The organism is Streptomyces sp. NPDC048461, from assembly GCF_055587105.1.
Genome location: NZ_JBVJGW010000001.1, coordinates 585,687 through 598,317, shown reverse-complemented (window position 1 = coordinate 598,317; position 12,631 = coordinate 585,687). Strand labels below are relative to the sequence as shown.

The following is a 12,631-nucleotide window of genomic DNA, read 5'->3' as shown; positions in this document are numbered from 1 at the left end:
CGCCCTTCCTCCGAGGACACACGAGGACCTGTCATGAGCCAAGCCATCCTGCGGGAGATCATCGACTACGCGCACCGCGCCGATCCGTACCCGCTGTACGAGGAGCTCCGCAAGACGCCGGTGTCCCACGAGGGGGACGGCCCGTACGTGATCAGCACGTACTACGAGATCCAGAGCCTCCTGCACGACCCCCGCATCAGCTCCGACTCCCGCAACCTGAAGCAGACGGGCGGCGACGACCCGCTGGGGCAGGGGTCGGAGGAGGAGACGGCGCTGCCCCCGTCCTTCCTCAAGCTCGACCCGCCGGACCACGACCGGCTGCGGCGCATGACGAACCGGCCGTTCGGCCCGCCGCACTCCCCGCACAAGGTCCACGACATGCGCGGGGAGCTCGACGGGCTCGTCAACGGCCTGATCGACCGCATCGCCGCCACCGGCTCGTTCGACCACGTGGACCTGGTCGACCAGTTCGCCTACCCGTTCCCGGTGTCCGTCATCTGCCGGCTGCTGGGGGTGCCGCACGAGGACGAGCCTCGGTTCCACGTCTGGGCGGAGGCGATCGCCGCGAGCCTGGACCCCGACCCGGACGCGGACCCCTCCGAGCGCGGCAAGAGCTCGACGGACGCCCGGATGGAGCTCGGCATGTACCTGGCCGGGCTGATCGAGGAACGCCGCAAGAACCCGGGCGACGACATGCTGTCCCAGCTGGCGACCGCGGACGGCCCGGACGGGTCCATGACCACGATGGAGGCGCTCAGCACCTCGGCTCTCCTGCTGATCGCGGGCCACGAGACCACGGTCAACCTCATCACCAACGGCATGCTGACCCTGCTGCGGCACCCGGACGTGCTGGCCCGGCTGCGCGAGGACCCGGCCCTGTCCGTCCCCATCGTGGAGGAGCTGCTGCGCTTCGAGCCCCCGGTGCAGCTGATCCCGCACCGCACCACCCTCGCGGACATCGAGGTGGCCGGCGTCTCCATCCCCAAGGGCGCGTCCCTGTGGCTGATCCTGGCCTCCGGCAACCGCGACCCGAAGCGGTTCCCGGACCCGGACCGCTTCGACCCGGACCGCAAGGACATCCAGCACCTCGGCCTCGGCAGCGGCATCCACAGCTGCTTCGGAGCCCCGCTGGCCCGGCAGGAGGCCCAGCTGGCCCTGAGCGAGCTGGCCCGCAGGCTGGAGAACCCGCGGCTGCTCCAGGACCCGCCCCCGTACCGGCAGAACGCGGTCCTGCGCGGACCCCGGCACCTGCCGATCGCCTGCGACGGCATCCGCCCCTGAGGCCCGCCCCGGGGAGGGCGCCGGCCGGCGGCGCCCGGTCAGGCCGCCGGCAGGACGACCACCTCGTCCGGGGCGAAGGCCACCGTGACGCGGTCGCCCACCGCGGGGGCCCCGGCGAGGCCGCACTCCGCCTCCAGGGCCGGCCCCGCCTCCGGGCGCAGCAGCAGCGCGACGTGGGTGCCCCGGAAGGTGCGGGACTCGACCGCGCACCGCAGGCCGTCGTCCGTCAGCAGGACCCCGGCCGGGCGGATCAGGACCTGCCGCTCCCCCTCCGGCGTGCCGTCCGGGACCGGCACCTTGCCCCAGGGGGTGGCGGCGACGCCCGCGGACACCGTCGCCGGCACCACGTTGTCGAACCCGAGGAAGCGCGCCACGAACTCCGAGGCGGGCCGCTGCCACACCTCCAGCGGAGTGCCCGCCTGCGCGATCCGCCCGTCCCGCATCACCACGACGCGGTCGGCCAGCGCGAACGCCTCCCCCTGGTCGTGCGTGACGGCGAGCACCGTCGTCCCGAGCCGGGAGAACAGCCCCTGCAGCTCCACCACGAGACGCTCCCGCAACCCTCGGTCCAGCTGCCCCAGCGGCTCGTCCAGCATCAGCAGCCTCGGCGACGGCGCCAGTGCCCGGGCCAGCGCGACGCGCTGCTGCTCGCCGCCGGACAGGGAGGCGACCGCGCGGCCCTGCGCCCCGGGCAGCCCGACGAGCTGCAGCAGTTCCGCGACCCGGCCCGTGCACGCGTCGCGCCCGGAGCCCCGCATCCGCAGACCGAAGGCGACGTTCCCGCCGACGTCCCGGTGCGGGAAGAGCTGGTGGTCCTGGAACATCAGGCCCACGCCCCGACGGTGTACGGGTACGCCCGCCTGGTCGGCGCCGTCCAGCAGCACCCGGCCGGCCGAGACCCGCTGGAGCCCCGCGACGACCCGCAGCAGGGTGGACTTCCCGCTCCCGCTCGGTCCCAGTACGCACACGGTCTCGTGCTCGGCGACCGCGAGGTCCACGGAGTCCACGACCGCGCGCTCGCCGAAGCGGACCGACACCCCGTCCAGCTGAAGCAGTGTCATCAGAACTCTCCGGAGGTCTTGTCGGGTCGCAGTCGCTCCAGCGCCAGCAGGGACACCGCGCACACCAGCATCAGGATCGTGCTCAGGGCCATCGCCTGCCCGTAGTTCATCTCGCCGGCCCGCCCCAGCAGCCGCGCCACGGCCACCGGAAGCGTCGGCTGGTCCGGCCGTGCGATGAACACGGTCGCCCCGAACTCCCCCAGCGAGACCGCGAAGGCGAAGCCCGCCGCGATCAGCAGTGCCCGCCGCACCAGCGGCAGGTCCACCTCCCGCCAGGCCCGCAGCGGGGACGCACCGAGGACCGCGGCGGCCTCCCGCAACCGCGCGTCCACGGCCCGCAGCACCGGCAGCATGGTCCGTACGACGAACGGCACGCCGACCAGCGCCTGCGCCAGCGGCACCAGGATCCACGAGGTCCGCAGGTCCAGCGGCGGCTCGTCCAGGGTGATCAGGAAGCCGAAGCCCACCGTCACGGCGGACACCCCGAGCGGCAGCATCAGCAGCGCGTCGAAGCCCCGCACCAAGCGGCCCGCGCGGCGGGTCAGCGCCGCGGCCGCGAGCCCTCCGACGACCAGGGCGATGGCGGTGGCGGCCAGCGCGTACTCCAGGGAGTTCCCGATCGCCTCCAGCGGCGGCACCAGGAAGGTGCCGCCCCCGGCCCCCTCGTCCTGGAGCGCCCGGTAGAAGGCGAGGCCGTACCCGCCGGGGGCGTCGAAGGACCGCTCGACCAGCACCCCGAGCGGCAGGACGATCAGCAGGGCCACCGTCAGCAGCACCCCGCCCAGCAGGGAGCGCTGCGCCCAGCCGCGCGGCGGGTGCGCGGTCCGCCCGGGATCGACGAGCCGCAGGGCGGTCTCCCGCTTGCGCACGGTCCGGGCGTGGACGCCGAGGATCAGGCCCACCGCCGCGAACTGCACCATCGTCAGCACGGCGGCGGTGGGCAGGTCCAGCAGCTGCGCGGTCTGCCGGTAGACCTCCACCTCCAGGGTGGAGTACGCGGGCCCGCCCAGGATCTGCACGACGCCGAAGGAGGTGAAGGTGAACAGGAACACCATCAGCGACGCGGCGGCCACCGACGGGGCCAGCGCGGGCAGTGTCACCCTCCGCCAGGCGGCGAACCGTCCGGCGCCCAGCACCCGGGCGGCCTCCTCCTGGCGGGGGTCGAGCTGCGCCCAGAGCCCGCCCACGGTCCGTACGACCACGGCGTAGTTGAAGAAGACGTGGGCCAGCAGGATGGCCCACACGGTGGTGTCGAGCCGGACGCCCCACAGCTCGTCGAGCAGCCCGCCCCGCCCGACCAGCGCCAGGAACGCGGTCCCGACGACCACCGTCGGCAGGACGAACGGCACGGTGACCACGGCCCGCAGCAGCTGCTTGCCGGGGAAGTCGAAGCGCGCGAAGGCGTAGGCGCCGGGGAGCGCGATCAGCAGCGTGAGCGCCGTGGAGGCGAGCGCCTGCCAGGTGGTGAACCACAGCACGTCGGCGATGTCGGAGCGGCCCAGCACCTCGCCGATCCGGCCGAACCGCCATCCCGCATCCGTCGTGAGCCCGCGCCCGACGATCGCGCCGACGGGGTAGGCGAAGAACAGCCCGAAGAAGGCGAGGGGCACGGCCATCAGGCCGAGCCGCACGGCCGTGGCCCGCCCGCCCTCGCGGGGGCCGGGGCCGGAACCCGGCGCGGCGCCCCCCGACGCCGCCCCCGGGTCCGCCGGCGTTCCTACTTCACGACGAGCGAGGACCATGCCTTGACCCACTGCTCACGGTTCTTGGCGATGGTCTCGGGAGCCACGACCTCGGGCTTCTCGACCACCACACCGTGCTTCGTGAACAGCTCCGGCAGGGCCGCGTCCTTCGTCACCGGGTTCACGAACATCTGGAGCGGCATGTCCTCCTGGAACTTCTTGCTGATCAGGAAGTCCAGGAGGGCCTTGCCACCCGCCTCGTTCTTCGCGCCCTTCAGCAGGCCCGCGAACTCGATCTGGCGGAAGCACGTGCCGGTGGAGACGCCCGTGGGGGCCTCGGCCGGCTGCGGCTCGCCGTACAGCACCTCGACCGGCGGGCTGGAGGCGTAGGAGACGACCAGCGGGCGGTCGCCCTTGGCCTTCTTGCCGCCCGCCGAGCCGGAGAACCGCTCGTTGTAGGCCTGCTCCCAGCCGTCGACGACCTCGACGCCGTTGGCCTTGAGCTTGCTCCAGTAGTCCTTCCAGCCCTCTTCGCCGTACTTGCCGACCGAGGCGAGGAGGAAACCGAGGCCGGGCGAGGAGGTCGCGGCGTTCTCGGTGACCAGCAGGTCCTTGTACTCCGGCTTGATCAGGTCGTCCAGCGTCTGCGGCGGGGCGATCTTCTTCTCGGCGAAGTACTGCTTGTCGTAGTTGACGCAGATGTCACCGGAGTCGACCGGCGTGACCCGGTGCTCCTTGTCGAGCTGGTACTCCGCCTTCACCTCGCCCAGGCCCTTGGCCTCGTACGGGGTGAAGATGCCGTTGTCGAGGGCGCGCGAGAGCAGGGTGTTGTCGACGCCGAAGAAGACGTCGCCGCGCGGGGAGCCCTTGGTGAGGATCTCCTGGTTCAGCGCCGCGCCCGCGTCTCCGGACTTCAGCTTCTTGACGGTGTAGCCGCTCTCCTGCTCGAACTCCTTGAGGACCGCGTCGGTCACGTTGAAGGAGTCGTGCGAGACGAGGGTGACGGTCTTGGACACGGGGGCGTCGCCGGCGCCCGGGGACGAGTCCTTGGCGTCGCCGCCGCAGGCGCTGAGCGTGGTGACGCCCAGCGCGGCCGCGAGCGCGGCGCCCGCGATCTTCTTGGTGGTGCTCACTGGTCAATTCCTCCTGGGATGTCCAGGAGAAGACGCGGCCCTGCCCGGCGCTCTGCGGAGCGGTCGCCGGGCAGGGCGCAACAGCTTGAGTGGTGACCGAACTTCCTACCCCGAATGACCGGGGCGAGGTTCAGAGGGTCTGCGGTGACGGTTACCGCACTCTCAGCGCTGTGGCGCTCCCCTGTCGGAATATTAAGTTGGTTCGGCCACAGGGTACCCCGTGGCCGAATACGATCGAACAGAGCCGGAGGCTAGGCCGTCTCTTTCGTATCTTGTCGGCCGAGCCCGCGGCGTCTGGTGCCGTGTCTGGGCGTGCTGTCGGGGCGTTCGCGTACTGGGCCGTACGTGGTCGCCTCGGCAGTGCGGCCAGGCGCGGTGCCAGGCGTCGCGGGCCCGGCAAGATCCGAAAGAGACGGCCTAGCGCTCCGAAGCGGCCAGCTGGCCGCACGCGCCGTCGATCTCCTGGCCGCGGGTGTCCCGTACGGTCACGGGGACGCCGTGCCGGGCGATGGCCTCCACGAAGGCCTTCTCGTCCTCGGGCCGCGAGGCGGTCCACTTCGAGCCCGGCGTCGGGTTCAGCGGGATCAGGTTGACGTGGACGCGCTTGCCCTTGAGCAGCTTGCCCAGCAGGTCACCGCGCCAGGCCTGGTCGTTGATGTCGCGGATCAGGGCGTACTCGATGGAGATCCGGCGGCCGGACTTCTCCGCGTACTCCCAGGCCGCGCCGAGCACCTCGCGGACGTTCCAGCGGGTGTTCACGGGGACCAGGGTGTCGCGCAGCTCGTCGTCGGGGGCGTGCAGCGATACCGCGAGGCGGCACTTGAAGCCCTCGTCGGCGAAGCGCAGCATGGCCGGAACCAGGCCCACGGTGGACACGGTGATGCCGCGCTGCGACAGGCCCAGGCCGTCGGGCTCCGGGTCGGTGAGCCGGCGGATGGCGCCGACGACGCGGTTGTAGTTGGCCAGCGGCTCGCCCATCCCCATGAAGACGATGTTCGAGAGCCGGGCCGGTCCGCCCGGGACCTCGCCGTCGCGCAGGGCGCGCATGCCGTCGACGATCTGGTGCACGATCTCGGCGGTGGACAGGTTGCGGTCGAGCCCGGCCTGGCCGGTGGCGCAGAACGGGCAGTTCATGCCGCAGCCGGCCTGCGAGGAGATGCACATGGTGACCCGGTCGGGGTAGCGCATCAGCACGGACTCGACGAGCGTCCCGTCGTGCAGCTTCCACAGGGTCTTGCGGGTGGTGTCGTCGTCGCACGAGATGTGCCGCAGGACGTTCATCAGGTCCGGCAGCAGCTCGCTCCGGAGCTTCTCCCGGGAGCCGGCGGGGATGTCCGTCCACTCGGCCGGGTCGTGCGCGTAGCGCGCGAAGTAGTGCTGGGAGAGCTGCTTGGCCCGGAATGGCTTCTCACCGATCGCGGCGACCGCCTCGCGGCGCTCGGCCGGGGTCATGTCGGCAAGGTGCCGGGGCGGCTTCTTGGCTCCCCGAGGGGTGACGAAGGTGAGCTCTCCCGGAACAGGGCGGGCCATGGCAGGTACTCCTCGTAAGACGAAAGGCGCGCCGCAGAAGCAGCGCGCCCTTCAAGAGTAACCGCCCGGACGGTATCAGCCCGTGCCGACGAAGGCCGCCAGCAGCAGCCAGACCACCGGGGCGGTCGGCAGCAGGGAGTCCAGCCGGTCCATGATGCCGCCGTGACCCGGCAGCAGCGTGCCCATGTCCTTGATGCCGAGGTCCCGCTTGATCATCGATTCGCCCAGGTCGCCGAGGGTGGCGCTGACGGCCACGGCGAGACCCAGCAGCAGGCCCTGCCACCAGGCGCCGCCGTCGATGAGGTACTCCATGCACAGCGCACCGGCGGCCATCGCGAAGGCCACCGCGCCGAGCAGTCCCTCACGGGTCTTGCCGGGGCTGATGCGCGGGGCGAGCTTGGTCTTGCCGAAGCGCCAGCCGACCGCGTACGCCCCGGTGTCGCTGACCACGGTCAGCAGCAGGAAGGTGATCACCCGCTGCGGGCCGTCGTCGGCGGTGAGCAGCATCGTCACGAACGTCGCCAGGAACGGCACGTAGAACGCGGCGAAGACGCCCGCGGTGACGTCCTTGAGGTAGTCCTCGGGCGGTTCGGTCATGCGCCAGACCAGGATCGCCAGCGCGGTCAGGGCCATGGCGACCCACGCGCCCTCGGCCCCCCGGACGTACCCGGCGATGATCATGGCGGCGCCGCCGACCGCGAGCGGGACGAGGGGCGCCTTGATGCCCTTCTTCTCCTGGAGCCGGGAGGTGAGCTCCCACAGGCCCACGACGACCGCGACGACGACGACGCCGACGAACACGGCCTTGACGATCAGCAGCGAGGCGAAGATGACCGCGCCGAGGCCGACACCGACCCCTATGGCGGCACGCAGATCCCGCCCCGCGCGCTTCTTCGGCGGCGGGGACGAGGCGGCCTGCGGGGCCTGCGGAGGCGGGGGGCTGGGCATGGGCTCCTGCGGCGGCGTCTCGGCGCGGAACGGGGGGCCGCCGAAAGCGGCGGCCCCCCGATCGCGTGCTTCCCGGTCGTCGAAGTCACGGCCGGCGGCATCGGGCACGATGGGCATGGGCCGAGTGTGCGGGCCCACCAGCGCATCGTATGCGGGACCCGCCGGAACCGGCTCCGTGGCCCAGGGAGAGTCGTTCATCAGACCTCGAGGAGCTCGGCTTCCTTGTGCTTGAGCAGCTCGTCCACCTGCGCGACGTACTTCGCGGTGGTGTCGTCGAGCTCCTTCTCGGCGCGGCGCACCTCGTCCTCGCCGGCCTCCTTGTCCTTGACGAGCTTGTCAAGGGCGTCCTTCGCCTTGCGGCGAACGGCGCGCAGGGAGATCTTGGAGTCCTCGGCCTTGGTCCGCGCGACCTTGATGTACTCCTTGCGGCGGTCCTGCGTCAGCTCCGGGAAGGTAACCCGGATGATGCTGCCGTCGTTGCTCGGGTTGACACCGAGGTCGGAGTCGCGGATGGCCGTCTCGATGTTGCGCAGGGCGCTCTTGTCGAACGGCGTCACGATCGCCATGCGCGGCTCGGGCACCGAGAACGACGCGAGCTGGTTGATGGGCGTGATGGCGCCGTAGTAGTCGGCCACGATCTTGTTGAACATCGCCGGGTGCGCACGACCGGTGCGAATCGCGGCGAAGTCCTCCTTGGCGACGACGACGGCCTTTTCCATCTTCTCCTCGGCCTCGAGGAGGATCTCTTCGGTCACCACGTGCTCCTGCATGTCAGATATGGATGGTTCAGGCGGGCGGGGCGGACGGGGCAGGACGGCGGGCGGCAGCGGACCGCTCAGGTCCGGGTTCCCTGGTCGCTGACCAGCGTGCCGATCTTCTCACCCTTGACGGCGCGGGCGATGTTGCCTTCGGCGAGCAGTTCGAAGACCAGGATCGGCAGCTTGTTGTCGCGGCACAGCGTGATGGCCGTGGCGTCGGCGACCTTGAGGTCGCGCGAGAGCACCTCGCTGTACTCGAGCGCGTCGAACTTCACCGCGTCCGGGTTCTTCTTCGGGTCCGAGTCGTACACGCCGTCGACACCGTTCTTGCCCATGAGCAGGGCTTCGGCGTCGATCTCCAGCGCACGCTGGGCGGCCGTGGTGTCGGTGGAGAAGTAGGGCATGCCCATGCCGGCGCCGAAGATGACGACGCGGCCCTTCTCCAGGTGGCGCACGGCGCGCAGCGGGATGTACGGCTCGGCGACCTGGCCCATGGTGATGGCGGTCTGCACGCGGGAGTCGATGCCCTCCTTCTCCAGGAAGTCCTGGAGGGCGAGGCAGTTCATGACCGTGCCCAGCATGCCCATGTAGTCGGACCGCGCGCGGTCCATGCCGCGCTGCTGGAGCTCGGCACCGCGGAAGAAGTTGCCACCGCCGATCACGATGGCGATCTCCGCGCCGTCGCGGACGACCGCGGCGATCTCGCGCGCGATGGCGTGGACCACGTCGGGATCGACGCCCAGTCCTCCGCCACCGGAGAAGGCCTCGCCCGACAGCTTCAGCATGAAGCGGCGGCCCTTCTTGTGCTGGTCGCTCTTGTCGTCGGATGCGGTGTGGGGGTCCACGCCCTGATTCATGGAGATCTCCTCGTGCACATACGAAGAAGGCCATTGCCGGTGGGTCCTCGCGGTTCCCTCTACGGCAATGGCCTCCTCGTCAGATCTGCGGTCGCCCTGCGCGAGCGCGGACGACTGCTTCAGACCCTACCGGGGTCCGGTGTCCGTCGCGTACGGACGGACTCAGATGCCGACCTTGATGCGGCTGAAGCGCTTCAGGGTGACACCGGCCTCGTCCAGGACCTTCTGGACGGACTTCTTGTTGTCCAGCGCGTACGGCTGGCCGAGCAGCGTGGCGTCCTTGAAGAAGCCGTTGATGCGACCCTCGACGATCTTCGGGAGGGCGGCCTCGGGCTTGCCCTCCGCGCGGGTGACCTCTTCGGCGATGCGACGCTCGGACTCGACCTTCTCGGCCGGAACGTCTTCCTTGGAGAGCCACTGCGGGGCGAACGCGGCGATGTGCTGCGCGATGCCGCGGGCGACCTCGGCGTTCTCCTTGTCGAGCTCGACCAGGACGCCGATCTGGAACGGCAGGTCGGGCATCGTGCGGTGCATGTACGACGCGACGTAACCGCCCGTGAACTGCGCGAAGCGGTCCAGGACGATCTTCTCGCCGAGGTTGGCGTTGGCCTCGTCCACGAACGCCTGGACGGTCTTGCCGGCCTCGATCTCGGACGCGAGGAGCGCCTCGATGTCGGCGGGGGAGGTCGCGGCGACGTGCGCGGCCAGCTGGTTGGCGACGGCCAGGAACTTCTCGCCCTTGGCGACGAAGTCCGTCTCGCACTTCAGCTCGACGAGGACACCGGAGGTGTTGTCGTCGGCGATGAGGGAGACGACGGCACCGTTCTCGGCAGAGCGGCCCTCGCGCTTGGCGACGCCCTTCTGACCCTTGATACGGAGCGCTTCCATGGCCTTGTCGACGTCACCGTCGGAGTCCACGAGCGCGTTCTTGCAGTCCATCATGCCGGCGCCGGTGAGCTCGCGGAGCTTCTTGACGTCAGCGGCGGTGTAGTTCGCCATGAGTCTGTGATTCTCTCTCGAAGTCGTAGATCTACGGGTGAACGGCGGAGGCGCCGCGCTCGTGGCGCGGCTCCCCCGCCGTCATCGTCCGTACCGGGAGTGCCCGGCGGGTGAACGCCGGGCCCCCTCAGTGGGTCAGGCCTGCTCGGCGTCGGCGGCCGGGGCCTCGACGGCCTCGGCGTCGGCGGCCGGAGCCTCGACGACCTCGGCCTCGGCGTCGGCGGCGGGGGCCTCGGCAGCGGCCTCGGCCGGAGCGGCCTCGGCGTCGTCAGCCTTCTTGTCGCCCTCGAGCAGGTCGCGCTCCCACTCGGCGAGCGGCTCGGCGGCGGCCTTCTCGCCCGGCTTCGAGTCGCCGGTCGCAGCGCCGGAGCGGGCGATGAGGCCCTCGGCGACGGCGTCGGCGATCACGCGGGTGAGCAGGGTGACGGAGCGGATCGCGTCGTCGTTGCCCGGGATCTTGTAGTCGACCTCGTCGGGGTCGCAGTTGGTGTCGAGGATCGCGACGACCGGGATGTGGAGCTTGCGCGCCTCACCGACGGCGATGTGCTCCTTCTTGGTGTCGACGATCCAGACGGCGCTGGGGACCTTCGACATCTCGCGGATACCACCGAGGGTCTTCTCCAGCTTGATCTTCTCGCGAGAGAGGACCAGGAGCTCCTTCTTGGTGAGACCCGAGGCGGCGACGTCCTCGAAGTCGATCGCCTCAAGCTCCTTCAGACGCTGGAGGCGCTTGTAGACGGTGGAGAAGTTGGTGAGCATGCCACCCAGCCACCGCTGGTTGACGTACGGCATGCCGACGCGCGTCGCCTGCTCGGCGATGGCTTCCTGAGCCTGCTTCTTGGTACCGATGAACATGATGGAGCCGCCGTGCGCGACGGTCTCCTTCACGAACTCGTAGGCGCGGTCGATGTACGACAGCGACTGGAGCAGGTCGATGATGTAGATGCCGTTGCGCTCGGTGAAGATGAAGCGCTTCATCTTCGGGTTCCAGCGACGGGTCTGGTGACCGAAGTGGACGCCGCTTTCCAGCAGCTCCCGCATCGTTACGACGGCCATGGCCATCTCCTTGTTTTCTCGGTTTGGTTCCTGACGCCCCGCCGCGTCCTGCCCCGATGAGGGACCGAGAGACGCTGTCACCAGGCCGTTTCGGGCTGGTGCTGGGGCGTGCGAAGTCGACCCGGTGACCCGGATCGCCACAAGAAGTGTACGGGACCCGGCGGTATGCCGGGTGACGCCGTTGTCCACAGCCCGGGCCCTGTCCACAGGCCCCGGCGCGGCCGCCGGGCGCACGCGACGCTGGGTCCCATGACGTTCCTGACGACCCTGCTGTTCGCCCTGTTCCTGGCCCTGACCGGGGCCGCCGCCCCCGGGGTGCGGCCACTGCCCCCGCCCCTGACGGTGGCCCGCTGGTGGGACCCGCCCCCGACCCCTTACGCGGCCGGCCACCGGGGGGTGGACCTGTCCGCGCCGGTGGGCTCCGAGCTCCGCGCGGTGGCCGACGGCCGGGTGCACTATGCGGGGCAGGTGGCCGGCCGGGGAGTCCTCTCCCTCGCGCTGGCGAACGGACTGCGAACGACCTACGAACCGGTGCGGCCCCTCGTCGCGGAGGGCGGGCCGGTCCGGGCCGGCCAGGTGGTGGCGGTCCTCACGGAGGGGTCCCACTGCCCGGCGCCGTGCCTGCACTGGGGCCTGCTGGCGGGCGAGACGTACCTGAACCCGCTGTCGCTGCTCCCCCGCCCGACCGCGCGCCTGCTGCCCTCCGCGCCCGGCGGCCCCTGACCGGCGGCCTCTGAGGGGAGGCGCCTGAGGGGAGGCGCCGGGCTCAGCCCCGGACGCCGCGCAGGGCCATGGCGACGGCCGCTTCCGCCACGACACCGGGGTCCTCGGCCGCGCCGAGCTCGATCCGGCGCACCGCCGCGTCCACGACGCCCTGGAGCAGCATCGCGGCCAGCCGGGGCTCGGCCTGCCCCAGGGCGGCCAGGGCCTCGACGATCATCGCCACCAGCCCGCCGTGCGCAGCACGGATCTTCTCCCGGGCCCCGGCGTCCAGTTCGCTGGCCGAGATCGCCACCACGGCCCGGTGCCGGCGGTCGCCCACCAGCGCCAACTGACTGCGCACGTAAGCCTCGATCTTCGCCTCGGGCGACTCGGCCCGCTCCATGGCGGCCTCGATCTCGGCGGCCCACACGGGGAAGTCCACCGCGCACAGCTCTTCGACCACGGCGGCTCGGGAGCGGAAGTACTCGTACACGGAGGACCGGGCGAGGCCGGTCCGCTCCGCGAGGGCGGGGAAGGTCAGCGCTTCCGTCCCGCCTTCGGACAGCAGGGAACGCGCGGCGTCCAACAGGGCGCCGCGCTGCATCGACCGGTGCTCGGCCACGG

Annotated in this window: 12 protein-coding genes; 2 read left to right on the top strand and 10 right to left on the bottom strand. The window is 71.1% G+C overall.

The features are described from left to right. Window positions 1-33: 33 nt before the first annotated feature. On the top strand, window positions 34-1,281 hold the full coding sequence (locus tag ACZ6S8_RS02660) for a cytochrome P450 (RefSeq protein WP_469451709.1): 1,248 nt from the start codon (window positions 34-36) through the stop codon (window positions 1,279-1,281). 38 nt (window positions 1,282-1,319) lie between these two features. Here the strand turns inward: ACZ6S8_RS02660 and ACZ6S8_RS02655 are convergent, their stop codons facing one another. The 9 genes from ACZ6S8_RS02655 to rpsB all read right to left on the bottom strand — a co-directional run bounded on the left by ACZ6S8_RS02655 (window position 1,320) and on the right by rpsB (window position 11,305). Further along, window positions 1,320-2,342 carry an ABC transporter ATP-binding protein gene (locus tag ACZ6S8_RS02655; protein ID WP_469451707.1) on the bottom strand — a complete coding sequence of 341 codons (1,023 nt, stop codon included), beginning with the start codon at window positions 2,340-2,342 and terminating at the stop codon, window positions 1,320-1,322. After that, complete coding sequence (locus ACZ6S8_RS02650) at window positions 2,342-3,958, bottom strand: ABC transporter permease (protein ID WP_469451901.1); 1,617 nt, start codon at window positions 3,956-3,958, stop codon at window positions 2,342-2,344. The genes ACZ6S8_RS02655 and ACZ6S8_RS02650 overlap by 1 nt, the downstream gene beginning before the upstream one ends. Before the next feature lie 101 nt (window positions 3,959-4,059). Then, window positions 4,060-5,157 carry a thiamine ABC transporter substrate-binding protein gene (locus ACZ6S8_RS02645; RefSeq protein ID WP_469451705.1) on the bottom strand — a complete coding sequence of 366 codons (1,098 nt, stop codon included), beginning with the start codon at window positions 5,155-5,157 and terminating at the stop codon, window positions 4,060-4,062. A gap of 417 nt (window positions 5,158-5,574) precedes the next feature. Next, window positions 5,575-6,687: a dual-specificity RNA methyltransferase RlmN gene (rlmN, locus tag ACZ6S8_RS02640; protein ID WP_469451703.1), complete on the bottom strand. Its 1,113-nt coding sequence runs from the start codon at window positions 6,685-6,687 to the stop codon at window positions 5,575-5,577. Window positions 6,688-6,762: 75 nt separating this feature from the next. Then, on the bottom strand, window positions 6,763-7,833 hold the full coding sequence (locus ACZ6S8_RS02635; protein ID WP_469451701.1) for a phosphatidate cytidylyltransferase: 1,071 nt from the start codon (window positions 7,831-7,833) through the stop codon (window positions 6,763-6,765). Beyond that, the gene (gene frr, locus ACZ6S8_RS02630; RefSeq protein WP_469451699.1) at window positions 7,833-8,390 is read right to left on the bottom strand and encodes a ribosome recycling factor; all 558 of its coding nucleotides are present in this window, start codon (window positions 8,388-8,390) and stop codon (window positions 7,833-7,835) included. Before frr ends, ACZ6S8_RS02635 begins: the two co-directional genes overlap by 1 nt. 80 nt (window positions 8,391-8,470) lie before the next feature. Further along, on the bottom strand, window positions 8,471-9,250 hold the full coding sequence (gene pyrH, locus ACZ6S8_RS02625) for a UMP kinase (protein WP_469451697.1): 780 nt from the start codon (window positions 9,248-9,250) through the stop codon (window positions 8,471-8,473). A gap of 162 nt (window positions 9,251-9,412) precedes the next feature. Next, the gene (tsf, locus tag ACZ6S8_RS02620) at window positions 9,413-10,249 is read right to left on the bottom strand and encodes a translation elongation factor Ts (RefSeq protein WP_383931594.1); all 837 of its coding nucleotides are present in this window, start codon (window positions 10,247-10,249) and stop codon (window positions 9,413-9,415) included. A 135-nt stretch (window positions 10,250-10,384) separates the two neighbouring features. Next, entirely contained in the window at window positions 10,385-11,305 is a 921-nt protein-coding gene (gene rpsB, locus ACZ6S8_RS02615) for a 30S ribosomal protein S2 (protein WP_469451695.1), read from the bottom strand. A gap of 249 nt (window positions 11,306-11,554) precedes the next feature. Between rpsB and ACZ6S8_RS02610 the strand changes: the two genes are divergently transcribed. Continuing rightward, on the top strand, window positions 11,555-12,028 hold the full coding sequence (locus ACZ6S8_RS02610) for a M23 family metallopeptidase (RefSeq protein WP_469451693.1): 474 nt from the start codon (window positions 11,555-11,557) through the stop codon (window positions 12,026-12,028). Window positions 12,029-12,071: 43 nt separating this feature from the next. Here the strand turns inward: ACZ6S8_RS02610 and ACZ6S8_RS02605 are convergent, their stop codons facing one another. Continuing rightward, window positions 12,072-12,629 (bottom strand): TetR/AcrR family transcriptional regulator, encoded by a 558-nt coding sequence (locus ACZ6S8_RS02605; protein WP_386527564.1) that lies wholly within the window; start codon window positions 12,627-12,629, stop codon window positions 12,072-12,074. Window positions 12,630-12,631: the final 2 nt, after the last annotated feature.

What these genes read in the sequence shown, in the direction of transcription:
- ACZ6S8_RS02650 (WP_469451901.1), bottom strand. Translation starts at nt 3,958, where the DNA reads ATGGCCGTGCCCCTCGCCTTCTTCGGGCTGTTCTTCGCCTACCCCGTC.
- tsf (WP_383931594.1), bottom strand. Translation starts at nt 10,249, where the DNA reads ATGGCGAACTACACCGCCGCTGACGTCAAGAAGCTCCGCGAGCTCACC.
- rpsB (WP_469451695.1), bottom strand. Translation starts at nt 11,305, where the DNA reads ATGGCCGTCGTAACGATGCGGGAGCTGCTGGAAAGCGGCGTCCACTTC.
- ACZ6S8_RS02660 (WP_469451709.1), top strand. Translation starts at nt 34, where the DNA reads ATGAGCCAAGCCATCCTGCGGGAGATCATCGACTACGCGCACCGCGCC.
- rlmN (WP_469451703.1), bottom strand. Translation starts at nt 6,687, where the DNA reads ATGGCCCGCCCTGTTCCGGGAGAGCTCACCTTCGTCACCCCTCGGGGA.
- pyrH (WP_469451697.1), bottom strand. Translation starts at nt 9,250, where the DNA reads ATGAATCAGGGCGTGGACCCCCACACCGCATCCGACGACAAGAGCGAC.
- ACZ6S8_RS02635 (WP_469451701.1), bottom strand. Translation starts at nt 7,833, where the DNA reads ATGAACGACTCTCCCTGGGCCACGGAGCCGGTTCCGGCGGGTCCCGCA.
- ACZ6S8_RS02610 (WP_469451693.1), top strand. Translation starts at nt 11,555, where the DNA reads ATGACGTTCCTGACGACCCTGCTGTTCGCCCTGTTCCTGGCCCTGACC.
- ACZ6S8_RS02655 (WP_469451707.1), bottom strand. Translation starts at nt 2,342, where the DNA reads ATGACACTGCTTCAGCTGGACGGGGTGTCGGTCCGCTTCGGCGAGCGC.